Source organism: Ktedonobacterales bacterium, assembly GCA_036557285.1.
Lineage (GTDB): Bacteria > Chloroflexota > Ktedonobacteria > Ktedonobacterales > DATBGS01 > DATBHW01.
The window spans coordinates 51,881-75,095 of record DATBHW010000054.1; the positions used below are offsets into that span (position 1 = coordinate 51,881).

At 61.2% G+C, this 23,215-nt stretch carries 22 protein-coding genes; 9 read left to right on the plus strand and 13 right to left on the minus strand.

The window, feature by feature from the left end; translation table 11 throughout:
• Window positions 1-66: 66 nt before the first annotated feature.
• Window positions 67-375: a hypothetical protein gene (locus VH599_16045; GenBank protein HEY7349829.1), complete on the minus strand. Its 309-nt coding sequence runs from the start codon at window positions 373-375 to the stop codon at window positions 67-69.
• Window positions 376-509: 134 nt separating this feature from the next.
• Between VH599_16045 and VH599_16050 the strand changes: the two genes are divergently transcribed.
• Complete coding sequence (locus VH599_16050; protein HEY7349830.1) at window positions 510-4,514, plus strand: zinc ribbon domain-containing protein; 4,005 nt, start codon at window positions 510-512, stop codon at window positions 4,512-4,514.
• A 287-nt stretch (window positions 4,515-4,801) separates the two neighbouring features.
• Entirely contained in the window at window positions 4,802-5,125 is a 324-nt protein-coding gene (locus VH599_16055) for a hypothetical protein (GenBank protein ID HEY7349831.1), read from the plus strand.
• Between the two features lie 79 nt (window positions 5,126-5,204).
• Here VH599_16055 and VH599_16060 read toward each other — a convergent pair whose 3' ends face one another.
• Together VH599_16060 and VH599_16065 are read right to left on the minus strand one after the other, a co-directional pair.
• Window positions 5,205-6,590: a mannosyltransferase family protein gene (locus tag VH599_16060; protein HEY7349832.1), complete on the minus strand. Its 1,386-nt coding sequence runs from the start codon at window positions 6,588-6,590 to the stop codon at window positions 5,205-5,207.
• A gap of 109 nt (window positions 6,591-6,699) precedes the next feature.
• Entirely contained in the window at window positions 6,700-7,365 is a 666-nt protein-coding gene (locus tag VH599_16065) for a class I SAM-dependent methyltransferase (GenBank protein ID HEY7349833.1), read from the minus strand.
• Between the two features lie 370 nt (window positions 7,366-7,735).
• On the opposite strand from VH599_16065, the gene VH599_16070 reads away from it, so the two are divergent.
• Entirely contained in the window at window positions 7,736-8,248 is a 513-nt protein-coding gene (locus VH599_16070; protein ID HEY7349834.1) for a pyridoxamine 5'-phosphate oxidase family protein, read from the plus strand.
• Window positions 8,249-8,413: 165 nt separating this feature from the next.
• Here the strand turns inward: VH599_16070 and VH599_16075 are convergent, their stop codons facing one another.
• From VH599_16075 to VH599_16090, 4 genes are all read right to left on the minus strand, one after another.
• On the minus strand, window positions 8,414-9,709 hold the full coding sequence (locus tag VH599_16075; GenBank protein ID HEY7349835.1) for an MFS transporter: 1,296 nt from the start codon (window positions 9,707-9,709) through the stop codon (window positions 8,414-8,416).
• Window positions 9,710-9,722: 13 nt separating this feature from the next.
• Window positions 9,723-10,247 carry a hypothetical protein gene (locus VH599_16080; GenBank protein ID HEY7349836.1) on the minus strand — a complete coding sequence of 175 codons (525 nt, stop codon included), beginning with the start codon at window positions 10,245-10,247 and terminating at the stop codon, window positions 9,723-9,725.
• A gap of 41 nt (window positions 10,248-10,288) precedes the next feature.
• Window positions 10,289-11,809, minus strand: a complete 1,521-nt coding sequence (locus VH599_16085; GenBank protein ID HEY7349837.1) for an NHL repeat-containing protein — start codon at window positions 11,807-11,809, stop codon at window positions 10,289-10,291.
• 103 nt (window positions 11,810-11,912) lie between these two features.
• Entirely contained in the window at window positions 11,913-12,491 is a 579-nt protein-coding gene (locus tag VH599_16090) for a DoxX family protein (GenBank protein ID HEY7349838.1), read from the minus strand.
• A gap of 201 nt (window positions 12,492-12,692) precedes the next feature.
• Between VH599_16090 and VH599_16095 the strand changes: the two genes are divergently transcribed.
• From VH599_16095 to VH599_16120, 6 genes are all read left to right on the plus strand, one after another.
• Window positions 12,693-13,013, plus strand: a complete 321-nt coding sequence (locus VH599_16095) for a helix-turn-helix transcriptional regulator (protein HEY7349839.1) — start codon at window positions 12,693-12,695, stop codon at window positions 13,011-13,013.
• Window positions 12,998-13,786, plus strand: a complete 789-nt coding sequence (map, locus tag VH599_16100) for a type I methionyl aminopeptidase (protein ID HEY7349840.1) — start codon at window positions 12,998-13,000, stop codon at window positions 13,784-13,786. Before VH599_16095 ends, map begins: the two co-directional genes overlap by 16 nt.
• 190 nt (window positions 13,787-13,976) lie before the next feature.
• A complete protein-coding gene (locus VH599_16105) occupies window positions 13,977-14,834 on the plus strand; it encodes a hypothetical protein (protein HEY7349841.1) in 858 nt (285 codons plus the stop codon).
• A gap of 192 nt (window positions 14,835-15,026) precedes the next feature.
• Window positions 15,027-16,682, plus strand: a complete 1,656-nt coding sequence (locus VH599_16110; GenBank protein ID HEY7349842.1) for a pilus assembly protein TadG-related protein — start codon at window positions 15,027-15,029, stop codon at window positions 16,680-16,682.
• Between the two features lie 163 nt (window positions 16,683-16,845).
• On the plus strand, window positions 16,846-18,156 hold the full coding sequence (locus VH599_16115; protein ID HEY7349843.1) for a CHAP domain-containing protein: 1,311 nt from the start codon (window positions 16,846-16,848) through the stop codon (window positions 18,154-18,156).
• 261 nt (window positions 18,157-18,417) lie between these two features.
• A complete protein-coding gene (locus VH599_16120; protein ID HEY7349844.1) occupies window positions 18,418-18,990 on the plus strand; it encodes a Uma2 family endonuclease in 573 nt (190 codons plus the stop codon).
• Between the two features lie 65 nt (window positions 18,991-19,055).
• On the opposite strand, the gene rplA is transcribed toward VH599_16120, so the two are convergent.
• The 6 genes from rplA to tuf form a co-directional block, all read right to left on the minus strand.
• The gene (gene rplA / locus VH599_16125) at window positions 19,056-19,769 is read right to left on the minus strand and encodes a 50S ribosomal protein L1 (protein HEY7349845.1); all 714 of its coding nucleotides are present in this window, start codon (window positions 19,767-19,769) and stop codon (window positions 19,056-19,058) included.
• Window positions 19,770-19,838: 69 nt separating this feature from the next.
• The gene (gene rplK / locus VH599_16130; protein HEY7349846.1) at window positions 19,839-20,264 is read right to left on the minus strand and encodes a 50S ribosomal protein L11; all 426 of its coding nucleotides are present in this window, start codon (window positions 20,262-20,264) and stop codon (window positions 19,839-19,841) included.
• Window positions 20,265-20,399: 135 nt separating this feature from the next.
• Window positions 20,400-20,948, minus strand: a complete 549-nt coding sequence (nusG, locus tag VH599_16135; GenBank protein HEY7349847.1) for a transcription termination/antitermination protein NusG — start codon at window positions 20,946-20,948, stop codon at window positions 20,400-20,402.
• An 81-nt stretch (window positions 20,949-21,029) separates the two neighbouring features.
• On the minus strand, window positions 21,030-21,653 hold the full coding sequence (gene secE / locus VH599_16140) for a preprotein translocase subunit SecE (GenBank protein HEY7349848.1): 624 nt from the start codon (window positions 21,651-21,653) through the stop codon (window positions 21,030-21,032).
• 42 nt (window positions 21,654-21,695) lie between these two features.
• A complete protein-coding gene (rpmG, locus tag VH599_16145; protein HEY7349849.1) occupies window positions 21,696-21,866 on the minus strand; it encodes a 50S ribosomal protein L33 in 171 nt (56 codons plus the stop codon).
• A 142-nt stretch (window positions 21,867-22,008) separates the two neighbouring features.
• Window positions 22,009-23,214, minus strand: coding sequence for an elongation factor Tu (gene tuf / locus VH599_16150; GenBank protein ID HEY7349850.1), 1,206 nt, complete (start codon window positions 23,212-23,214; stop codon window positions 22,009-22,011).
• Between the last annotated feature and the right edge of the window lies 1 nt (window position 23,215).

Sequence of the window (23,215 nt, forward strand, 5' to 3'; positions counted from 1 at the left end):
GGCCGACGCGACCGCGCTGCAAGCACGAGCCAACACGCGCATTAATCGCAATTTTTGCGCCGATATTCATGTAACCGGACGCCAGATTGCTCCAGTTGCGCCCTGCGGCCAGGCCATCTCCCAGACATTGCCGTCGCTGCCAAGAAAGCTCAGTTCGAGCGGAGACGGCCTGGGCGTCGGTGTGGTGGGGGCCGTCGGCGATGGCGTCTGTGCTGGAGAGGCGCCGGGGCGCATCCCGCCAGGGCAAACAGGCCCAGGAGCGCCAGAGTCAAGAGGGTTCTTCTTCCCGTTATAAAAGTCCTCCAAAAAATAGTGAAAGCTAGCATAGACCAGGTGAATCACATCAATTCGGTTGTCTGATATGAGGTAGCTCACACCACACTTCGACTGTGAACTAGCTCACATTTCCGCCAAACGAGTAACTTTTCTCTTTTCTGGCGCGTTGAAAGATGCGAAGAACCGGGGGGACAAAGCAGGTAGCTTCCACAACTTTCTAAAGGAGGCCCGGCATGAGAGAGCAAGAGATCACCTGCCCTCGATGCAAAGCAGTGTCACCACCGGAAATCGAGTATTGCCCCCAGTGCGGCGAGGTAGTCAGCCAGAAAATCAAGGGCGAACTTCAGCGACTAGCCATTATCCTGCGCGATCTTGATACGCGCACTGCTGACAACAAGGGCAGCCAGACGGTTGCCAGTCTCCGCGAAGAGTATTACATCAACTACCAGCGTCTGCGCCAGGCGCCCTGGCTGCGTCCAGCTTCGGCTGCCACGACAGAACGCCTGACTCAGCCAAAGCCTGGCCCAGTCGAAGCCTGGCGACGCGCCAGCGAGTTCACAGCGCCTGTCTCTACTGCCGCGCCGCCCAGAATGTCCTACGCGACACCGAGATCGGCTGCGCCGCCCGCGCCTCCCAGGCCAACCGCTGCGCCGACGCCGCCAGCCGCGCCCGTTCCGCCAGCGCCCGCCGGGCCGGTCTTTTCCTGGCGAGCCTTTGCCGCCGAGCAAGCGATTGCCATCATGGCCTATCTAGGCGGCTTTCTGGCGCTTGTCGCCACGCTCACCCTGGTCGTCAGCAAAGGCGAAAACCTCCGCACGCTCACGCTCTCCATCGTCTCGCTGGTGTATGTCAGCTTTGGCGTGGCGGGCTTCAGCCTGCGCAAAATTGATCGGCTGCGCACCGTCAGCCAGGTCTATCTGGCGGTCTTCGCCCTGATGACTCCGCTGGTGGCGCTGGCAATCTATCGCTATCAGCTTCAGCAGCTCAACTTTCCGGTGGCCGGAATGCTGTGTATCTCGGCGACTTACGCCACCATCGTCTATCTGGGGCTGGCTGTGCAGACACGCTTCGCCACCTACGCCTATCTGGGCTGGACCGCGCTGATTGTAGCCGCCATCGCCATCATCCCCTGGACCAAAAGCCTCACGGAGTGGTGGGTCTTCGATCTGGGCGTCGTCACGCTGGCGCTGCTGGGGCCGCATCACCTGCGTCATCGGCAGCGGCTGGGCATCCTGGCCGAGCCAGCCACCCAGGTCGCCGCCCTGGCAACCATCCCGGTGGTAATCGGTGTGCAGGTCTTCGGCATCATCGGCTTGACCCAAACGCTGGTCTACAACGCTTTCCCGACAGTCTACGTGGATGCGGCGGCGCTGGCTCTGAGCGCCTGCATCCAGGTACCCATCACGGCGGCATGGCGGCTCACCGTTCCATCCTGGCGGCCCAACCAGCAAGCCGCCATCATAGATACAATTGATGGATTTAACGCCGTCTTCTTTGCCGAGGCTGTTGGCGGCGTGACCCTCTGGGTTGCTAATCTGCCGCTAGAACTGGTGAATCGCCCGATGGCGATCTCCCTGGCGGCAACGGCGCTGGTGGAGTTTGGGCTGGCGCTGGCGCTCTATCGCTGGCAGTCAGGGCGGCGTGGGCTGCGCACCTTTCTGGAGGTTCTGGCCGTTGGGCTGGCAAGTGGCGGCGCGTTCATTGTGGCAGGCAGCCCGGCCCCCAACTGGCCGCTGATTATCGCGCTTACTGCCGCGCTGGCCGTCAGCGTGGGCGCGGCGCTTATTGACGGCGCGTGGTGGCTGCTGGTCAGCGGTTTCTTCCTGACGTTCGATTACTATCAGGTGGCTCAGGTCGTCATCCCGGCAGATCACATCTCCGCTAACAAGCTGGCGCTCTTCTTTGCGCTGGCCCTGGCGCTCTGGCTGGCGGCGCTGGTCCTTGGCCTTGCTGCCCGCTCGCGGCGCTTTGTCGCGCCCGTCTATGTCGTTGCGCTGGGCAACGCGCTCTATACGCTCACTTTCTTCGCCCATCACGACGCGGGCTATCAAACCGAGATTCTGCTGACTTTCACAGCGGCGGCTTTCAGCGCCGGATTGAGCGAGCGCCAGCCGATCTACGGCAACGTCGTTACCGCCTTTTTTGGTATTCTGGCGGTGATGCCGCTGGCGCTCAACGACGCCAATGGCTTGCATGTGAGCCTGCTGGCGCTGGGACTGGCCCTGGCGGCGCTGGGCGCGCGCCGTCTCTGGGGGCAGGTCTGGGCGCTTGCCCCCTATGCAATTGCGCTCTGGGCCGTGATCGTCGCCGCCGTCCAGACCAGCGTTGGCGGCCTGAGCGTCCCGGATTGGAGCGCCAGCGGCCTGCCGTTTACAGCCTGGTTTCTGCTGTTCTTTGCCGCTTTGGCTTATGGCGTGGCGCTCTGGGAAAACCAGCCGCTGGCAACGATTATCCCGGCGGTGCTGGCGTTCTGGGCGCTGTGGCTCACCGCCAGCGATCTTGCCAGCGTGGCGCTGGTCTTCGCGCTGATCGCGGTGGGCGCGGCAGCCCGACAGGAGCGTGGGCGCTGGTGGGGCGCGGCTTTGCAGATTGCCGCCGTCGTTGGCTCGGTGTCGGTAACGGTAAAACTCAACCATCTTGGCGCTGACGCGCCTGCCTGGCAGGTGGCTTTCCTGCTGGCAATGGCCGGAGCCGCCTATCTGGTGGCCGTTCAGGAACGCCAGCCGATCTTGAGCGCGGTGGCCGTCGTGTACACGCTGGTGGCCGTCTTCCTGCTGCCCGCCCCCGACAACCTGCTGCCCACGCTGGTGATCACCTTCGCCCTCGCAGCCTTTGGCGCGATCATCAGCCTGCTCGCCCTGCGAGAGGGGCTTGCATATGTCGAGCGTATTCGGTTCCGGCGCGAGTGGGCTTACGCGCCCTATGCCGCCGCCATCGGCTCCTCCATGTTTGCCACGCTGCGCGTCGTGCCGTTCGAGGCCGGACAGGTGGAAGGGCTGCTGCTGATCTTCGCTGCTGTCGCCTATGCGCTGGTCGTGCTGGAAGGCAAACCCGGCGCGGCAATAGTTCCTATGCTCTATGCGGTGGCAAGCATCCTGGTTCAGCCCGACGCGCACGCCCTGCTGTCGCTGGCGCTGGGCTTCGCTGTGCTGGGACTGATCGCCGGGCGTTTGGCAGGCGCTGGCTGGTCCTGGGCCTTCTACGCCGCAGCAGCGGTAGCCGCCGCAGCCACGATCATCAGCGGGCAGGGCGACAGCGCCTTCCAGGCGACGGCGCTGCTGATCCTGGCCGCGCTGGCCTATGTGATCGCCGCTGTCGAATCGCGGCCCGATGTCCTGATGGCCGCGCTGATCCTGGGCATGCTGGCGCTGGGCGCGGGAGCGAACGCGCTGCATTTGCCCTCGTGGCAAGGCACGCTGGCCTTTATCGCCCTGGGCTGGCTCTACAGGCTGGGCGCTGCGCTCTGGGCAAACATCCCCTGGCTGCGCCGGACCAGCGGAGCCTGGTGGCTCGAAGCCTTCGCCCCACGAGATCGGGACCGCTGGCGTAACCCCCAGGCGTTCGGCTCGCTCGTTCATCACGTCTTCGGCTTCCTGGTCGTTGCGGGAGCAGCAGTGGCGAGCGTCTTCTCGCCAGGCGGCTTTCGCATCCAGAACCCGCAAACCCTGACCGTCGCCGTCGCGCTGTTGGCGCTGGCAGGCATGCTGGCGCTTCTGGCGCAGCGCCCCCGATTCCACCTTGCCATCTATGTCGCTGGAGAACTCGTCGCGCTGGCGATTACCTGGGTCGCTCGTTGGGCTGGCGCGGATAACGTGCAGGCGTTTGTGCTGGCCCCAGGCTCCTATCAACTGCTGGTTGGCGCGTTCCTGCCCGCTGACCGCCGCGTGCCGAACGCCCGGAGTATCGGGCAGTTTGCCTCGCTTACCGGATCGCTGCTGCTGCTCTTGCCCACGCTCTACCAGACCTTCACCGAGCCAAGCCTGACCGCAGAGTTCATCTACGGCTCGGTGGTGCTGATCGAATCGCTCATCATCATTGCCCTGGGCGTTGGTATCCGCTCGCGCCTGCTGGTCCTGGTGGGGTCTGCCTTCATCGGCGTTGACACCCTGAGCGGCGTGGCGCTTGCCCTCCAGAAAGGCGCGCCTATTGCCCTGGTGGTGGGCATTGTGGCGCTGCTGCTCATCGGCCTGGCTACCTGGCTCAGCCTGCGCACCCGCCGAGACGCCCCCCCGACATAGGGCTTCTCTTTCCCTTCCTTGCGATTCTACCAAATCTGAGGTGTTGGCAAGCGAGGCGTGTTACTGGCAGCGCCGCCATCTTGGCGGCCAGCGTTGGCCTGCTGGTCCGCTGGCCTGGAGGGCGAACGCTCGCCCTGGCGCAGCGGTGGCCGCCTGGAAGGCGGCGCTACCAGTGACCCCCGATAATTGGTGGAACCCTTCCTTGCTCGCTCGTTGACAGCGCGGCGTCCGGCTGGTAGTATAGAACTATATCTCTTCATTGTCACCAGCGAAAGGAGTTTGACCCAATGGAAATGATAAAAGAAGGAGTCCCATTCCTCGTTGGCCTCATGATTCCGCCTTTCTTGATGCTCATTATCAATCCCGCCTGGAGCAAAATGGGCAAATTTGCGGCGACCATCCTGCCCGCCATGATTATCGGCGGGACGATCAGCATTCTGGTCGGTGAGGTCATTGGCGTCGATCCCCCGGAGGCCATCGTTGCCATTATCATTGATACCTCGCTGGTCTATACCGGCTCGCAGGTAGCCTACCACCTGGCCTGGAAAGGGCTGCTGAAAGAGCGCCTTCAGAACTGGCGTATCGCCAGAACACCGCGCACCGTTCAGTAGCGTTTCCCAACTCATCGGTGATAAATACGCAGCCAGCCCGTGTTGACAGTCTTTTTGTCACGTGGGCTGGCTGCGCTTCTCAGGCGATGAAGTCGCCATTCAGGAATTGAAGGGTATAGATCGTCAGAGCGGCAAGGCTGGCGAGCAGCAGCAGGCGCGCCAGCCTGGGACGGCTGACACCGACGCGCCCCAGCAGCAGAAATGTTGGAAAGGCCGGAAGCAGCAAACGCTGGGTCGAGAGCAGGATTTCTTGCCAGCCCGCCGCGCCAGGATGGACCGGCACAGCTATCAGCAGCAGCGCCAGGCCGGTCTGATAAAGGGCAGCGCCAAACCAGGGGAGATGGCGGCGGATAGAGGAATACAGCACGAGCGCCGTGAGCGGCAGTACCAGCAGCAGATCGATCAGGGTATTGATGTACACTCCCACGAACTGATGCTGCCAGGTATAGTGCAGCGAAGTAAGCACCAGGGCAGCCGTTTCCCAGGGCGGCGTAAGGCTGCGATGCCACTTGTACTCGCCAGCCAGGAACGCCAGAGGATCGCCGGTAGCCGCCTTGAGATACAGCATGTAGCCCATCAATGCCAGCGGGATCAGCGCCAGGGAGAGCAGCGCCCAGCGCGCCGGAGGCCGTTCCAGCGTCTCTACCTGGCCGTAAGCGGGCAGTTGCTGGCGCGCCTGAATGAGACGCGCCGCGCGCCAGTGTGGGACGAGTAACAGCAGGCGATCTCGCAGCGAGCGGCAGCGATCAGATCGCCGTAGCCATTCCCAGCCAAGGGGAATCAGCAAGAGGATACCGGCGGAGCGCGTAAGCACAGCGGCAGCCCCCAGGAAGCCCGCCTGCCAGGGACGCCCGGCCCGCGCCCGCTCCACAGCGCCAATGCTCACCATCAGAAACAGTGACTCGCTGTAGGGAGCAAAGCCGAAGAAGATGAGTGGGCAGCAGAGCAGGAAGAGCAGCGCCTGCCGGGCAAACGGATCGCCATCTTCGCGCGCCGCCAGCCGATAAAACCAGAGGCACGCGCCCCAGGAGCAAAGCCAGGAGACAACCAGAGCCGCCAGAGTGAAATGGCCGCCGAGCGGCCAGGCGGCCAGCCGGATAAGGGCGGGATAGAGCGGGAAAAAGGCAGCCAGCCCAGGATCGGTATAGCCTGAGCGGGCAATGTGCAGAAAAAACAAGCTGTCCCAATGCCGCCAGGCAGCCGTAAAGGCAGCCCCCCATTGCGCCAGATTCAACGGGCCAGCCGCTGCCTGCGGCTGAGCCTGCGGGTGGAGCCAGAGCGAGCCGCAGGTGAGCAGCAGATAATATCCGGCAGCGAGCAAGAAGAGGCGCGAGGGAAAACTCGCAAGCAGGGCTGCGAAGCGCGGAGAGCGATTGCGCAGGGGGCGAGAAATGCGCGCCAGCCTGCTGCTCCGTTCAGCCAGCGCAGCAGGTGCGCGGGCGCCTTCACCTGCTTCTATCGCCATCGCTCTTTTTGCCATCTGCCATCAACCTCTCGTCGGTCACTCCTCAGCTAGAGACGAGAGTATTGCCTGGCAGTAACATATGCCTCAGCTTGCGTCGTTCCGCCGACTATCAGCCTGGTTCTGGCGCACGCGCTGGCTTGCTGGCAAAGAGATAGAGCCGCTGCGTTTGATATTCGAAATCGTAGGGCGAGCGCGCAAGCGATTCTTCCACCGCAAAGCCCGCCGCGCCGAGATACCCCGCCAGTTCCTGGCTCTCGAAGAGGGTTGCATCAATCGAGACCGGCTTGCCAAACCATTCACCGGAATGTACCTCTCCAGCGCCGCCGTGAACGGCGAGCAGCAGCCGACCACCAGGACGCAGCGCGCGCCAGAACCCCGCCAGCGCCTGCGGCACAACGCTGCGCGACAGATGAATGAGCGAATAGAAACAGGCAATGCCGCCCCAGGTTCCGTCTGGCGCAGACAGGCTGAGCATATTCCCCTGCTCAAAGGGAATCTGCGGATTCAGGCGCTGCGCCACCCTGACCATCTCAGCAGACAAATCCAGGCCGCAGACCTGAACCCCGCGCTCGTACAGGTAGCGGGCAATATGCCCCGGTCCGCAGCCAACATCGCAGACCAGGCCGAGCGCCTGCACGCTCTGCGCGAAGCGATCAAGAAGTTGGCGGTCAAACGGCTTTCGCGCCAGTTCATCAAAGAACGTATTGGCATACTCCTCAGCGACCAGATCATAGCTGGCGGCAATCCTGCCCCCACGTTCATCCTCAGATGCCATCGTATCCCTCCTGTTCAGGTTTGTTTTTCTCTTTTAGAGCGCCTCACACAACCTCCGCACGAGCAGGGGCGGGGTTGTAGCGCCGTCCTTCCAGGCGGCAGGGGTGGGGCCAACCGTCGGTTGTGTGAGGTATTCTTAGAATAAGATATGATGTTGGGTAGAAAAGTGTCTGTTTTCTCGGAGAAGATGCGATGCTGATCAACGATCAGAGGAGATTATCCAGAGAACCCTCACCTTCCTCCAGCAGCAGTTGGGGGTCGAGCACGATCACTCTTGAAAGCTGACGCCAGGAGCCATCGTTTTCACATAAAATTACCATGGGAAAGCGCTCTCTACCACCAGCACGAAAAGATCGAAAGGAGTGCTTGTAATGCGCGAACCAATCACGAAAGTCGACCTGCGATACAGTGTCCCGGACGCCGTTGCCACGGGATGGGATGAGACGCGGCGTGTACTCGAAACGGCCGAGGTGTCCTGGCTCTCGACGGTGCGAGCCGACGGACGCCCGCATGTCACGCCGGTTGTTGCTGTATGGCTCGACGAGGCCATCCACTTCCGTGCGAACCCTGTCCAACAGAAGACCCTGAATCTGCGTGGCAACCCGCACGTGATACTGACGACGGGCTGCAACCACTGGGAGGAAGGGCTAGACGTGGTGGTCGAGGGCGCCGCCGTCCAGCTCACCGACGAGGCCGTGCTCGAACGCCTGGCCCAGGTGTGGGCCACCAAATGGGATAAACGCTACCAATTCCTGGTGCGCGACGGCTGCTTTTACAACCAACAAGGTGACTCGAAGCCAATCTTCGTGTTCTCGGTCACGCCCACCAAGATCTACGCGTTCACCAGGGGTGACCATGGAGGCCAAACCTGCTACCAGTTCTGACTTGTGGATCAAGCAGTCACGCCCATCACCTACGAGAGGTTGCTGTAAAAGGATAGGGATGAGAGCAGCATAGTACAGTACACTCCTGAGTTTCTCATGAGCATATCACCGCTGTCAAAATCGTTCTGGACTGACCACTAGAGCCAGTATAAGGTGGCGCGCGCCTCAATCACCTGACGGGGTAAGAGCAACCTCGGCGCTCTGAGCGCCCGGCTGGCTGGGCGGCTGAGCGCGGCGCAGCCAGGGCCACCAGCCAATGAGCAGCCCCAGCGCCACCAGCGCGGCCCAGGCGCTGAAGCCAAAGGTGGCGACTGGCCCCCAGCGCACCCAGAGCCAGCCGCCCAGCACATTCGCCGGAACCGCCGCCAGGCCCGTCAGCCCATTAAACCAGCCCAGCGCGGTCCCGCGCCGCGCCCTGGGGACAAGATCGCCGACAAAGGCGCGCGCCACGCCCTCCGTCGCCCCATAATAGACAGCGTAGATCAGGAAGAGACCCCAGGCTTGCCAGCCCCGCGAGGCCATCGCCCAGCCGAGATAGACCAGCGCGAAAGCGGCATAGCCGACCAGCAGCACCGGCAGACGCCCCCAGCGATCCGAGAGAACGCCCAGCGGCGTCGCCAGCACAGCATAAAGCAGGTTGAAGCCGAAATAGAGCAGCGGCACCGCCGCCAGCGATTGCTCCAGACCCTCCGTGCGCAGAAAGATAAACGCATCGCTGGAATTGCCCAGCGCAAAAACGGTGGAGATGATCACAAAGAGCCAGAAGCGGGTACCCAGCCGACCTTCCGCCGGACGCGCCGCCTGGGCAGGCGTTTCATTTGCAGCGGGCGGGGGCGCGCTCGCCGCAGGCGCGCTCCGCTGCCCCCGCAAAAAGAGGACGACCACCAGAATAGCGAGCAGCCCCGGCACAACAGTCCAGGCAAAGACCTCGCGCAGCCCGGTGGGATGGGCCGTCAGAATGATGATAGCGAGCAATGGGCCAATCGCCGCGCCCAGCGTATCCATGCCGCGATGAAAGCCAAAGGCTTTGCCGCGATGTCGGGCCGTCGCCGCGTCGGCAATGATGGCGTCGCGTGGGCTGACGCGCAGCGACTTGCCCGCGCGATCCACCAGGAGGATGCCCAGCGCCTGGGGCCAGGTCGTGACCAGCGCCAGCAGCGGCTTGACCAGATTCGAGACGGAGACGCCCGCGATCACCAGCGGCACGCGCCGCCCGACGCGATCAGCCAGCCGCCCGGCAAAGAGCCGCAGGATGCTCGTCGCGCCTTCGGCCAGCCCCTCCACCAGCCCGGCCAGCGCCAGCGGCGTTCCCAGCACCTGCACCAGAAAGATCAGGCGCAGCGGGATGATCATCTCGCTGGAGATGTCGGTAAACAGGCTGGCAACGCCCAGCACCACGACGTTGCGCGTAATGCCCGCGCGCCAGCCTGCCTTTTGTTTCGTCCCCTCTTCTGGCAGCATCGGTTACACGCCCTCAAAGGTTCTCAACGCTGTTTCCTGCACGTTGTTCCCCTATACGTTGCCAATGTTTCATTAAGAGCGATTGGCCCCAGAGAGACAGTAAAACAACTATGATCCAGACGAAGGGGCTTACCTGCCCCAGCGGCGCTGGCAATTTCAAAGTCCCAATTATCAGTAAAGGCAAGAAAGACAGCATAACCACCCCCAAAAACACCAGCCAGGGCAGGCCAGGCGGAACGGCGCGCAGAGACACCAGCGCCGAGCGAATAACGAATTCGCCCACGATGATGAGCAAGAGGCTGAACACCATAACGATGGCTACCTCAAGCCCCAGAGGAATTCTGGCAGCCGCAAGTTCCACTGGGAAAAACATACCTACGAACAGGCAGCCAAACACCATACGATTTCTGTAAGGCCCTTCTGGAAAAGCCTCCGCCCGCATCGTCAGACGATGGTGCATGCTCCGCCATCCCCAGATCAGAAAAAACATCCCGATAAGAAAGGGGGCGCTAACCATGGAAAGAATCAGGATGTCCATAACCTTCCGTCTTCAGTCTCTATAAGCCGAGACAATCTCTATCAATCGTTCTCGTCGTCGTCGGGGCCGCGATAGAGGCCATCCACGCCCCCATCGGGGGCAAGGCGCTGAACCACGCGATGATCAGAGTCGGTGACGTAAAGATGCCCGTCGCTGCCCCGCGCCATCGCGCCGACGCCCGCAAACTGCCCAGGAGTATTGCCGAAGCCACCCAACCGCTCCAGCAGATGCCCATCGCCTGTGAAGCGCAGCAGGTGGTTGCTGTTCAGGTCGCTCACCAGAAGCTGATCGTTGGGCAGCGCCAGCAAGGTTTCATAGGGACGACCCAGCGCGCCATGTGGCGGCGGCAGATTCCACACCATCGTTTGCCGGGAAGCCAGCGCCTCGCGCCAGACTTGATTGCCGATCAGCGCGTAGAGAAAGCGCCCGGCAGGATCAATGCTCAAGCCGGTAAGCGGGCCAGGCAGCGATTGTGTGCCGAGCAGATGCCCGGAGAGATCGTACATCAGCACGCGCCCGCGCTGATCGCCGACATACAGCCGATCCTGGTTCAGCGCCAGGCAGCCGGTAGACGGCTGATAATCCTGGGGCAGCGGCCACATCCTGTCCAGCCTGCCATCCGGCATGAACCGTAGTATCTGATTCCCCAGCCAATCCAGCACATAGAGCCGGTTCTGGGCATCTATTGCCAGCCCACAGAACAGAAACTCATCGGTATTTGGCGCCCAGGGCTGCAACCAGCCTGCCCCGCTCTGCGGCTGGCCGGTGAGGCTGGGTACGCCCAGTTGATCGGGGTCGTTCCAGGGGCCGGGCGGGCTGAAGCCGATGCCCGGCGGCCCCTTGCGCGCCGCCAGGCGTGGGCGCAGCTTCGCCTGCAAGCTGCCATCGGGAGTGAACACGCGAATGACCGGCGACTCCACATCCGTAACGTAGAGGATGCCGTGTCCATCCACCGCCAGCCAGTAGGGGCGAAAATCCAGCACATAGGGCGGCGTTCTGAGGGCGATAAACGAGAGCGCCAGCAGCGTTGGCAGCAGCAGCGCCACCAGCGCGCGGCGCTGCCACGCCAGCCGGACGAGCAGCAGCGCCGCCAGCCCAACTCCGGCCACCACCGGCAGGGCGCGCAGGCTTTGCGCCAGCGCCAGCGGCATATCAAGCGCAATCGGCTGCGCCAGCGCGGCCCAGCCAATCACCGCAAAGAGCAGCAAAAACCCCGCGATCTGAATGGCTATACGCAAAATTGCCAGGGCCGCAGATACTCGTTTCTTAGCCCGCGCAGGCGGGCTTTGTGGCGGCGCTGCCGCCCTTAGGCGCGGTTTTAACCGCCAGCGCGGCAGCAGCAGGGCCAGCGCGCCCACCAGGCTCAGCGCCAGCGCCACCAGCGGCTCAGGGCGAAAATCAATCAGCGGAGGGTTCAGCAGGGCTGCGACCAGCGCGACCACACACAGCCCGACGCGCGCGCACCACGCGAGGATGGATTGAATCGTATCCACTATGCTGGGCATCATCTCTTCTCTGGCAACCACATGGCTCCCTGGAATGGCCTTGCCCCAGTGTACCATTCCAGGCGCTTTTTGCCAAAGCAGCAGCTACATCAAATCCGCATGAAGCGGAGCGTTTTACCTGTTGCGCCGTGTGGAAGGGACGACGGCGCTGCAAGCGGCTTCAGACCTTCTGGCTCGTTTGTGATGGCTGGCTATCAGGCGGCGCGGCGGGCGGCGTCGCTTGCGCTGGCGCTGGCTGAGTCGGGGTCGGCTGCGGCTTGCTCACTCGCAAGACCACGCCCAGCGCCGCTGACAGGACCGCCGCCGCGATCACAAAGGCCACCGGCTGATTGACCGGCCAGCCCAGCAGATGATCGAGAGAGAAGGTTCCTGGGCCAGCCAGTCCCAACGCAAAGGCCACCGTCCACAGCGACAGCGGAAACTCAATGCCGCCCTTGCCGTTCCAGAAGCCCTTGGGCCAATGCACCTTGATGCTGGCAACAAACATCGATCCCATCACACCCAGCGCCCCCAGCGGCGTGAGCAAGCCCAGCGCCAGCAGCAGGCCACCCCCAAACTCGCCCAGCGCCGCCAGAACAGCCCAGAACAGCGGTGGGCGCAGGCCCATCCGGCGCGTCCCGCCGCTGAAGCCCGTGAGTCCTGCCCCGCCAAACCAGCCGAATAACTTCTGAGCGCCGTGTCCCATCAGCGTCAGACCAATAACCAGACGCAATACAAGCAGAGCGAAATCAACCGCCATTGCCTTGACTCCTTATAAGAAAGTTACTTCCTTTTAGTAAGTATATATCATAATACGTCATCCAACAAACAGTCATGCCCTGTGTTGTGGTGACTTCACAACACACTGTATTGCTATTCCAGAACAAACCTGCTAAAATAGCTTTGACGGTTAGAAAACAAGAGCAGCGCCAACATCGTCTTCCTTGGGAGGGGTGTGTTTGTGTCGATCTCGTGTAAGCTACGGGTCTTGCTCGCCAGGGTGAACGTCGAACGCGCCAGGCAGGGGAAACCGCCTCTGACCTTGCGCCGCCTGGCAGCCGAAAGTGGCGTTTCGTTGAGCGTCGTGGCCGCCCTGAATACCGGGCGCAGCCAGCGCATTGATTACACCACCATCGATCATCTCCTGACCTACTTCAACGCCTACTTCGATGTTACTACCGATGATTTGCTAGCCTGGGAACGGGACCAGGAAGCCTCGTTCCCCGTCGCCCTCGGCCAGAGAAATAACAGGAGCAGCAGAGAGCAATGGCTATCAACTTGAAATCACGCTATGAAATCGCCGAACTGCGCGAAGCGGGGCGCATCGTCGCCGAAACCTATGAAACGCTGCGCCCTGCTATCAAGCCAGGCGCAACTACCGCTGAACTCGATCACATCGCCGAGGCGTATATCCGCCGCAAAGGCGCGACCCCCATGTATAAAGGCTATGGCGCGCGCCCGGCTCAGCAAGGCCGCCCTGCCATTCCCCCATTTCCGGCGACGATCTGCGTGGCAATCAACGAAGTCATCTGTCATGGCATCCCCAGCCCCAAACAGGTCTTGCGCGAGGGCGACATCATCGGTATTGATATTGGCGTTCTCTACAAGGGCTGGGTGGGTGACGCCTGCCAGACCTTCGCCGTTGGGACCATAGACGCCGAATCGCAGCGATTGATGGACGTGGCGCTGCGCTGTCTGGAGTTGGGCATCGAGCAGGCCCGCCCCAATCGCCGCATCGGCGACATCGGGGCGGCGATCCAGACCTACGCGGAAAGCCAGGGCTTTTCTACGGTGCGTGATCTGGTTGGGCATGGCGTGGGGCATAACCTTTGGGAAGAGCCGCAGGTGCCTCACTTTGGCACGTCTGGGACGGGCGTGAAGATTCAGCCCGGCATGGTATTCACCATTGAACCGATGATTAACGCTGGCCGACCCGAAATACGCACGCTGGCCGATAGATGGACCATTCGCACCGCCGACGGCTCGCGCTCGGCCCAGTTCGAGCATACGATGGCGATCACCGATGGCGCGCCGGAATTGCTCACCATCCTGTAACGGCCCAGCGGAGGCTGCGTGTACCGCCGCCGTCCCTGGCGGCGCTGGGTGGTGGGTGTGGCGCACACCCCCAGGGTTCGACGCAAAAACGCTCAGGGAAAGAGGCCCAGTCTGAAAATCCTGTCATATCCTGACAGGATTTTTCTGCTATACTACCCCTGGTAGAACATTTTTACCAGGAGAGAAACTGATGAACACCTTCCAAGAGCTACAGGCGCTCAGATACGAGCGTTGGCGTCAGACGCCTCAAACCCGCCTTCCCGATGCAGCGGCTGCCCCGGCGCTGATCGAGCGTGCGGGGATCGCCACTCTGTTCCAGGCATCGCCTGAAATCCCAAACCTCTATCACGCCTATATGGGCGACCCCACAGCCAGGACCGAGGCAAAGTGGGATAGTCCTTCCGGCGAGGTGTACTCCTGGCGCTGGACGCTGGGCCGCCAGGGCGTGGCGCTTTACACCACACTGGTCTGCCGCCGTTCCACCTGGGTCAGTTGGAGCCTCCTCCCCGCGATCTTGCGGCTGTGCGCAGAGACGCGCGTGCCAGACGAACTCTATGACGCCGGGGTGCTTTCAGCGGAAGCCTATCGCATTGCTCAGGCGCTTGAGGCGGCGGGGGGGACGCTCGGCACTGGCGAACTGCGCCAACAGGCCAACTTTCCCACCGGAAAAGCGTCTCGCGCCGCCTATCTGAAGGCGCTGGAAGAACTGGAGCTTCGTCTGCTGGTCGCCAAGTTCTTTGAGGCAGGCCAGGACGACACCTATCATACCCTCGTGTCCACGCGCTACCAGGATTATCTGGAGCGCGGGCAGCGGCTCACCCGCGAAGAGGCGCTGGAACACCTGCTGCTGACCTATCTTCCGTCGGCGGTTTATGCCCTGCCCACTGTGCTTGCCAGGCATCTAAGGCTGCCAGAACCGGAACTTCGCGCGGGCCTGGAGCGCCTCTGCGCGGCAGGCCAGGTAGAAACAGTCAGCTTTGCCGGGCAGAAAGGCCCCTGCTATCTCTGGCGCGATGGCGAAGCGCGCACGCTGGCGGCTGGCGCGTAAGACCCGGGAGCGTGCGCGCCTTGCTTTCATCAGCAGCACCTGCTTGTGCATCCCGATAGGCCAAACTTCCTATCAGGATTGCCAGGTCCAGGGCAACTATTTATAATCACCTGCGGCTGCTCTCTACCGGGCCTATCGGGACGCCAGGCCCTCTTATACGGCCCGGACCCTACTCCACCTGGGAGATACCTGATGAAAGCTTTTGCGCTTATTCGTCGCTCCAGGCTGCCGCAGCGACACCAACGTGGGCAAACCATTATCATCCTGGCCTTTGTCATCCTCTTCCTGATCTCGCTCCTGGGGGTGGTCATTGACACCGTTCGGCTCTACGTCCTGACCATCCAGGCGCTGCGGGCTGCGGAGGCGGGGGCGCTGGCAGGCGCGCTCTATATGCCCACCTACTACAGCGCGGCTGCGGCTGATGGGCAGAGCGCCCAGACGCGCATCTGTGATGCTGTCAGACAAAATGGCGTTACAGCCTGCCCGGTGCCGCTGGGGCAGGTTGGGGCAACTCCTGCAACTGTAGCCAGCAATCAATATGAACTACAAGTGACCGTTACCCTCCAGGCTGATGTATTTTTCCTGGCCTTTGTCAGCCCCGGTCTCTCCAACGCCACCGTCAGCCGCAGCGCAACCGCCGAATATCTCCCACCCATCCAGCTTGGCTCGCGTACCTCGACCTTTGGCGATACTGACCCTATGGACGGTTCCCCGCAGCAGTTCTCAGCGCACATCAACGGCCCCTGGGAGCAGAAAGAACATGGGGACGCCTACACACCCCAGTTTGAGGATGGCTGGACCGATCCTGTCGGCCATCCTACCGGGGGGAGCAGGCCAATCCCCCGCTTTCTGCCCAATGTGGTCAATACCAACCTGCAAACGTATGGGTCGGCCATCACCAATCCCGATCAACACCCGGCTGGCTTTATCGGCACGGGCGGAACGCTGGGCTATAATTACGCGATTACTGTGCCCGTAGGCACGGGCGACGTAAGGGTCGAACTCTACACCCCGGCCTTTCGCCCCTATGGGGGAAACCCGGATAACAACAACGATTCGTGTAAAGATCCCAGTCTGACCCCATCACCCTGCACACAGGACCAGGCTTCCAATTTCATGCAACTGACCTATTCACTCTACTCAGCGCCGCTGCGCTTTGAGCGCAGCCAGGATACCATGCTCGCCACGTTCTCGCCGCACTCGTTCGATATGGGCAGTTGTTCGGGAATACAGGTTTTTGACACAGTGACGCAAAGCTGCGTGGCACTGCCCAGCTACGTCAATGGCTGGTATACCCTCTATACCATTACTCAACCGGGAACGTATCGGCTCTCGGTGGAAGCTGCGGGTGGGGGCTACGGCCAACACAATTATGGCGTGAAACTGGCCGACCTCAGTGACGCCCCCTTCCCCAACGGCAGCGGCGTGGGCATCACCGCCTGGAACGACATGTGTGTCGCCTTCAACCTGTCCGCTGGCGTCACATCCACCTTTGATCTGGCCGAGATTCCCGCTGACTATGCCGGGCAAACGCTCAACTTCAGCCTCTTTGATCCAGGTGACGGGGGCGGCGCTATTACCATGCGGATTTTGGACCCCAGCGGCAATCCGATTACGTGGCCCGGTTGGGCGCGAACCGTTGCTGGCTCCAATGGTACCGTACTAGACGCAACTGGTTCTCTGTATAACGGGCAATGGCTGCATGTTCCTGTTCAGATTCCCCCCGGCTACAATCCCACACCCGGCAACGACTGGTGGCAGGTGGAATACAACGCATCGGCGGCGGGCGGTGATGTGCTTACTATTAACATCTCGCTTGATGGCAGCCCCATCCATCTGACAGAGTAGCGAAGGGGCCAATCACTCGGATCCCTCCAAATAGTACTAGGGAGAACCGCGATGTCTTGCGCTTCATCGGATGTCCCAGGTAAACTAAGGGCGTAGCCGTTCACACACAGGTCTTCACCCTTGCCAGCAGGGGCGCAAAATACGAGCATCCGAGGGAGCATGTATGGGAAGAAGCGGACTACTACGTCATCCGGCCCCAATTCCCAGCCGCCAGAACAGGGGGCAAACGTGGGAAGAGGAAGACGTGACAGAACTCGCCTATGGGGGTGAAGAGGCGTGGCAAGAAGAGGAGGAGTGGGCAGATGAGGACGACCCCGCCGCCTATCAGGGCGAGGATGAATTAGCCGAGGACGCTTCCCAGTACGCAGAGCGTGATGACGACGGCCCTTCCCCAGACGCGCTTGCCGACGCAGAGGGCGACGGCTATGCCGATGACGCACCCAACCTCTCCGAAGAGCAGGCATGGGATGACGAATCGGATGAAGACGGCGGCGCCTCTGAAGAGCGGGGATTAGTTCCTTTTCACAGCGGCCAGACCAGCTCCTTTATGCGGCGCGGGGGCATGCTGATCGGCTTCGACGAAGCGCATTACGGGTTGGAGCCAGGCACCCCTCTTCCCGTCTTTATTGCCGGAGAACGCAAAACCGACAAGATCGGCGCGCTCGGCCATACTCTTATCGCTCCGCGAGCGCACCGTCCCCGACCCTTTTTCTTTCATGCCGTAGCCCTGGCGGTTGTCATGGTCAGCCTGATCGTCACGGCGCTCACGGTGGGCGTACTGAGTTCCGGCCCGCAGTTCTGGAATAACTTCGCAAGCCTGGCTGGCTCTGCCGCCCCACCCCCTCCGCCAGTGAAGTTCCACCGATATACCGTTCGTTTTGGCGACACCGCAGAGGGCATCGCCAAAACGTTTGGCGTAAAGGTAGGCGGCATCCTGCTCTTGAACGGGCTGGTAGATGGGGAACAAATCTATACCGGGATGAGCTTAAAAGTACCCTCCGATCCCACCTACGGCGCGAACTTTCACGCCTTGCTCCATATCCCCTATGCCCCGGCGATCACTCCGCAGCCGCCCTATGGCAGCTACATCGCTGTTCCTGGGTTTAACAGCTTTAACGTACAAGATTACGCGGGCGATCCCTTCGGCGGCTCTTTTGGACAATGTACCTGGTGGGCAGCCCACAAACGGCCCGATGAATACTTTGCGGGCATCGGCGATGCCTGGTCCTGGGCGGACGGCGCCCGCGCACGCGGCTACACCGTGACCTCCACCCCTGTCCCCAATGCGACAGTCGTCTTCCAACCAGGGGTGCAAGGCGCGCTGGGCATAGGGCATGTCGGCCACGTGGAGCAGCTTCTCCCCGGTGGCTGGATACTCATCAGCGAGATGAATTTCTATTGGAACGACGGCAACTGGGGGCGCGTTGATTACCGCTACATTACCCCAGGCCCTGGAGTGGTGTTCATCCACTAACGCAGCCCAATGAAACAAGAAGTACGCCCGCGTGAATTGACTCACGCTGGCGTACTCGCTTCTGATACATCCTGATCTACATACTCCCCACTGCGCATCTGCAAATACGCGCAGGTTCCCCCCTGTCCCACATGTCAGAAACAGCAGGGCGCAGCACATCTCTTTGCCTCTATATGGCATAATGGAAGCAGAGACACGACCACTAAAGGGTACTTATACAGAGGCGGGTGATCCTGGCTTGACCCCGATGGAGCGTTCACGATGGCAATCGAACAACTGCGCACAGTTGCAGACTACTACGCTTACGTAGATAGTTTGCCACCAGAATCGCCGAAAACAGAACTCATCAATGGGAGGATTGTTGTGGCTGCACGTCCAGTGATTCGCCATGCGCGCTATCTTCGTGACATCCTCGAAGCCATCAATGTCTATATCCGAACGCATCATCTGGCTGGTGAAGTCTTCCCAGAGATAGAGATTGTGCTGGATGAGCATACCATCCTGGTACCCGATATTCTCTACACAGAAACAAACAGCCCTTTGAGCCGCCTGGCCTCTGAACGGCTGTATGGCGCGCCAGAATGGGTGTGTGAGATTCTATCGCCCAGCACGCAAGCGAACGACGAGCAAGATAAATACCTCGCGTACCTGAAGGCGGGCGTGCGCGAATACTGGCTGGTGGACCCTGATGCCCCCGCAGGTGGGCGCTTTCGCTTGTTTGAGCGGGTCGCAGAAGGACCAACTTCCGGCATGCCGGCATTCCAGCGCATCGAAGGCGGCCCAGTCAACTCGCGCCTTTTCCCTGGTATCAAGATCGATGAGGGGCTGCTATAGCAGCCAGTATGAGCGAGCGGGCGAGCGGCGCATTGGCCGCTCGCCCGCTCGCTCATACTGGCGCGCTAGACGGCGACTTTCATGCTCAGCGCGCTGGGGACATCCAGCCGAACGCTGGGGGACATCGTGGAGCAGACCACCACGCTCTTGATATACGTGCCCTTGGCGCCGCTGGGACGCGCGCGCACGACGGCATCAATGGCGGCGGCCAGATTCTGGGCCAGCTTCTCCTGATCGAACGAAAGCTTGCCGACGGGGATGTGAATCAGGCTGGTCCGATCTACGCGGAACTCCACACGCCCGGCTTTCACTTCTTTGATCGTTTTGGCAATGTCGAACGTGATCGTTCCGGTCTTGGGGTTTGGCATCAAGCCACGCGGCCCCAGGCGGCGGCCCAGGCGGCCCACCTTGCCCATCACATCGGGCGTCGCAATGGCGACATCAAAGCCCAGCCAGCCCTCATCAATCTGCTTCATCACATCGTCCAGGCCGACGAAATCGGCTCCGGCGTCTTCGGCCTCTTTGGCCTTGTCGCCCTGCGCGAAGACCAGCACCTTCACCTCTTTGCCGGTCCCGGCGGGCAGCGTCACCACACCGCGCACCATCTGATCGGCGTGGCGGGGGTCCACTCCCAGCTTCATGTGAACCTCAACCGTCGGGTCGAACTTCACAAAGTTCATCTTCTTGAGCAGGTCTACGGCTTCGGCTGGCTGATAGAGCTTGCCTTCCTCCAGCAGCTTGGCCGCATCAACATACTTTTTCCCATGACGGGTTGCCATAAATACATGCCCTCCTTGTGGCGCCTGGCGTCCGCAGTGACTGTCGGGCGGGAAATATGCGCCTGGCTTCTATGACCCAATCGTAATGCCCATGCTGCGGGCAGCGCCCGCAACCATCTTCTCAGCGCCCTCAATATCAATGGCGTTCAGGTCTTTCATCTTCAGTTCGGCGATCTCGCGCAGCTTCTCGCGGCTGAGCGTGCCGACCTTTACCTTGTTAGGCGTCGCCGAGCCTTTCTCGATGCCAATCGCCTTCTTCAGCAGATCGGCAACGGGGGGCGTGCGCGTCACAAAGGTAAAACTGCGATCCTCAAAAATCGTCAGTTCAACCGGCACCACCTGCCCAACCTGATTGGCGGTGCGCTCGTTATATTCTTTGCAGAACGCCATAATATTGATGCCATACTGACCCACCGCCGGGCCAATCGGCGGCGCGGGCGTCGCCTTGCCCGCCTGAATCTGTAGCCGCACGACGGCTCTGATACGCTTTGCCATGCTTGCTCCTCGTTATCCCCCAGGGCTGGCTCGCCTGGAAAGACCTCTGCTCATAATAGACAGATGAAAGCCAGCGCGCATCAGGTGTCGCGCTGGCTGGCTATCAGCCTTCTTATCCGTCCAGGATACGCTTTTTCAGACCTTCTCTACCTGCAAGAAGTCCAGCGTCACGGGCGTCTCGCGGCCAAAGAAGGTAACTACCACCACCACCTTATTGCGGTCAGCGTGAATCTCCGAGACGGTGCCAATGAAATCGGTGAAGGGTCCATCAATCACGCGCACATGCTGCCCAACAGCATAGCTGATCTTCGTCTTGGGCTTCTCCTCAGTCTTGGCTGCCTGCTTCAAGATCAACTTCATCTCCGACTCTTGCAGCGGCACCGGCTTAATCAGGTTGCCGGGGCCACCGCCCGCGCCCACAAAACTGGTGACGCCAGGCGTGTTGCGCACCACATACCAGCTTTGCTCGTCCATCACCATCTCCACCAGCACATAGCCGGGGAAAACCTTGCGCTGAACGGTGCGGCGCTGGCCGTTCTTGATCTCCGTCTCTTCCTCCATCGGCACGACCACGCGCGTGATCTTATCTTTCATGCCGAGCGACTGCACCCGCGCCTCCAGGTGCGTCTTCACCTTGTTTTCATAGCCGGAGTAGGTATGCACAGCGAACCACTGGCGCTCCACATCTGGCGGGGGAGGAGTGGCGGCATCTTCAGTTGTATCGCTTTGTTCAGTTACCACAGCGTTTCCCCAATTCCCCTGGCGCTAGTGCGCGAGCGAAAGCCACCATGTCACAAAGCGCGACAGTCCCAGGTCAGCCGCGCCCAGCACAATGGCTACCGCAACACAAACACCGACGACCACCAGCGACCAGTTCCAGGTATCGCGCCGACTCGGCCAGGTGACGAGCCGCAGTTCCCGGTAGGATGAGTACAAGAACTGAGAGCCGGGGAAGGTTGGCAGGCGCGATTTGGTCGATCTGCTGATGCTATAATCCTGAGGACTCGCCACCAGATCGCGCTCATTCTTGGATTTGGCAAAGCGGCTCTTGGCTGGCTCCTCCTCTACGACTTCCTCTTCTTCCTCAACGAACTCTTCCTCATCAGCTTCATCAGCTTCATCTGTCTCATCAACCTCGTCTGCCTCGTCAACCGCTTCCTCATCCACCTCTGCTTCTTCATCGGCCTCAAGCGCTTCGGGTTCTACTTCCTCGACTTCCAAAACCTCCGCGCCTGCACGCGACGCCTTTTCCTGTTTTGGATCAGATGGCTTGCCTGCATTGTTACCGCCGGGTCGGGTGGCTTTGCCGCTCGCCCCTTTTGGGCTGACTTTTGCAGCCTGCGAGCGCGCGGGCACGGCTTTCTTTCTATCTATGGTCTTGTTCGCCATGTGGTGCTTTCCTCCCAGGCTCGGATGTGTCAGCCTTGCAGGCTATTTCGTCTCACGATGCGCTGTCTGGGTACGGCAACGTCGGCAGAACTTGCGCAACTCCAACCGCTCCGGGTCGTTCTTCTTATTCTTGCTGCTGACATAATTGCGCTCTTTGCATACCGTACAGGCGAGCGTAATCACAATGCGATTTTCTTTGCCTTTTGCTGCCATTATGCGCCCTCCATTGACAATTGTATCCTATCTTATCAGGCATGTCCAGTAATGCGTCTACCAGGCAAGAAGAAGGGCAGGCAGGGACGCAGCCTGGCTATGCCCCTGCCTGATGTTCCTCTTTCGTCCTGGCGATCTCGTCTTACCCCTGGACCTGAACGACCACACCAGCCCCCACCGTGCGTCCTCCCTCACGAATCGCAAAACGACTCCCCTCCTCCAACGCCACCGGCACGATCAGCTTCACTCCCATCGTGATGTTATCCCCCGGCATCACCATCTGCACCCCCTCCGGCAGCAGGATCTCTCCCGTCACATCGGTCGTGCGGATGTAAAACTGGGGCCGATACCCATGCACAAACGGCGTATGCCGCCCCCCCTCTTCCTTCGAGAGCACATACACTTCCGCCTGAAACGCCCGATGCGGCTTGATTGACCCCGGCTTCGCCAACACCTGCCCGCGCTCCACCTCACTGCGCTCCACTCCCCGCAGCAAACAGCCCACATTATCTCCCGCTTCCCCCTCGTCCAGCGTCTTCTGGAACATCTCCACTCCCGTCACCACCACGCTGCGCGCCTCGTCCTTCATCCCCAATATCTCTACCGTCTCCCCCACCTTGACCTTGCCCCGCTCGATGCGCCCCGTCACCACCGTCCCCCGTCCCTTGATGCCAAACACGTCCTCTATCGGCATCAGATACGGCTGGTCCACCGGGCGCGGCGGCGTCGGGATGTAGCGGTCCACCGCATCCATCAATGCCCAGATCGGCTGCGCCGCCGGGTCTTCCCGCGACAAGTCCCCCGTGGACTCCAACGCCTGCAACGCGCTCCCCCGAATGATCGGCGTCTCCTCCCCTGGGAAGCGGTTGCGACTCAAGAGTTCGCGCACCTCCAACTCCACCAACTCCAGCAACTCTTCGTCTTCCAGCATGTCCACTTTGTTGAGGAAGACCACCATCGCGGGCACCTCCACCTGCCGCGCCAACAGAATGTGCTCTCTGGTCTGCGGCATCGGGCCATCCGGGGCACTGACCACCAGGATGGCGCCATCCATCTGCGCCGCGCCGGTGATCATGTTCTTGATGTAGTCGGCATGTCCCGGGCAGTCCACGTGGGCGTAGTGCCGCTGCTCCGTCTCGTACTCGACGTGGGCGATGGCAATCGTGATGCCCCGCTCTTTCTCTTCGGGGGCTTTGTCAATCTGGTCAAAGGCGGTGTACTTCGCCAGCTTCGCCTGCGCCAGCACTTTGGTGATGGCGGCGGTGAGCGTCGTCTTGCCATGATCAATGTGCCCAATCGTCCCCACGTTCACATGCGGCTTGCTCCGCACAAACTTCTGCTTCCCCATG

Excerpts from the sequence above, each read along its gene's own strand:
- VH599_16050 (HEY7349830.1), top strand. The coding sequence starts at position 510 with ATGAGAGAGCAAGAGATCACCTGCCCTCGATGCAAAGCAGTGTCACCA.
- VH599_16055 (HEY7349831.1), top strand. The coding sequence starts at position 4,802 with ATGGAAATGATAAAAGAAGGAGTCCCATTCCTCGTTGGCCTCATGATT.
- VH599_16060 (HEY7349832.1), bottom strand. The coding sequence starts at position 6,590 with ATGGCGATAGAAGCAGGTGAAGGCGCCCGCGCACCTGCTGCGCTGGCT.
- VH599_16065 (HEY7349833.1), bottom strand. The coding sequence starts at position 7,365 with ATGGCATCTGAGGATGAACGTGGGGGCAGGATTGCCGCCAGCTATGAT.
- VH599_16070 (HEY7349834.1), top strand. The coding sequence starts at position 7,736 with ATGCGCGAACCAATCACGAAAGTCGACCTGCGATACAGTGTCCCGGAC.
- VH599_16075 (HEY7349835.1), bottom strand. The coding sequence starts at position 9,709 with ATGCTGCCAGAAGAGGGGACGAAACAAAAGGCAGGCTGGCGCGCGGGC.
- VH599_16080 (HEY7349836.1), bottom strand. The coding sequence starts at position 10,247 with ATGGACATCCTGATTCTTTCCATGGTTAGCGCCCCCTTTCTTATCGGG.
- VH599_16085 (HEY7349837.1), bottom strand. The coding sequence starts at position 11,809 with ATGGTACACTGGGGCAAGGCCATTCCAGGGAGCCATGTGGTTGCCAGA.
- VH599_16090 (HEY7349838.1), bottom strand. The coding sequence starts at position 12,491 with ATGGCGGTTGATTTCGCTCTGCTTGTATTGCGTCTGGTTATTGGTCTG.
- map (HEY7349840.1), top strand. The coding sequence starts at position 12,998 with ATGGCTATCAACTTGAAATCACGCTATGAAATCGCCGAACTGCGCGAA.
- VH599_16105 (HEY7349841.1), top strand. The coding sequence starts at position 13,977 with ATGAACACCTTCCAAGAGCTACAGGCGCTCAGATACGAGCGTTGGCGT.
- VH599_16110 (HEY7349842.1), top strand. The coding sequence starts at position 15,027 with ATGAAAGCTTTTGCGCTTATTCGTCGCTCCAGGCTGCCGCAGCGACAC.
- VH599_16115 (HEY7349843.1), top strand. The coding sequence starts at position 16,846 with ATGGGAAGAAGCGGACTACTACGTCATCCGGCCCCAATTCCCAGCCGC.
- VH599_16120 (HEY7349844.1), top strand. The coding sequence starts at position 18,418 with ATGGCAATCGAACAACTGCGCACAGTTGCAGACTACTACGCTTACGTA.
- rplA (HEY7349845.1), bottom strand. The coding sequence starts at position 19,769 with ATGGCAACCCGTCATGGGAAAAAGTATGTTGATGCGGCCAAGCTGCTG.
- rplK (HEY7349846.1), bottom strand. The coding sequence starts at position 20,264 with ATGGCAAAGCGTATCAGAGCCGTCGTGCGGCTACAGATTCAGGCGGGC.
- secE (HEY7349848.1), bottom strand. The coding sequence starts at position 21,653 with ATGGCGAACAAGACCATAGATAGAAAGAAAGCCGTGCCCGCGCGCTCG.
- rpmG (HEY7349849.1), bottom strand. The coding sequence starts at position 21,866 with ATGGCAGCAAAAGGCAAAGAAAATCGCATTGTGATTACGCTCGCCTGT.
- tuf (HEY7349850.1), bottom strand. The coding sequence starts at position 23,214 with ATGGGGAAGCAGAAGTTTGTGCGGAGCAAGCCGCATGTGAACGTGGGG.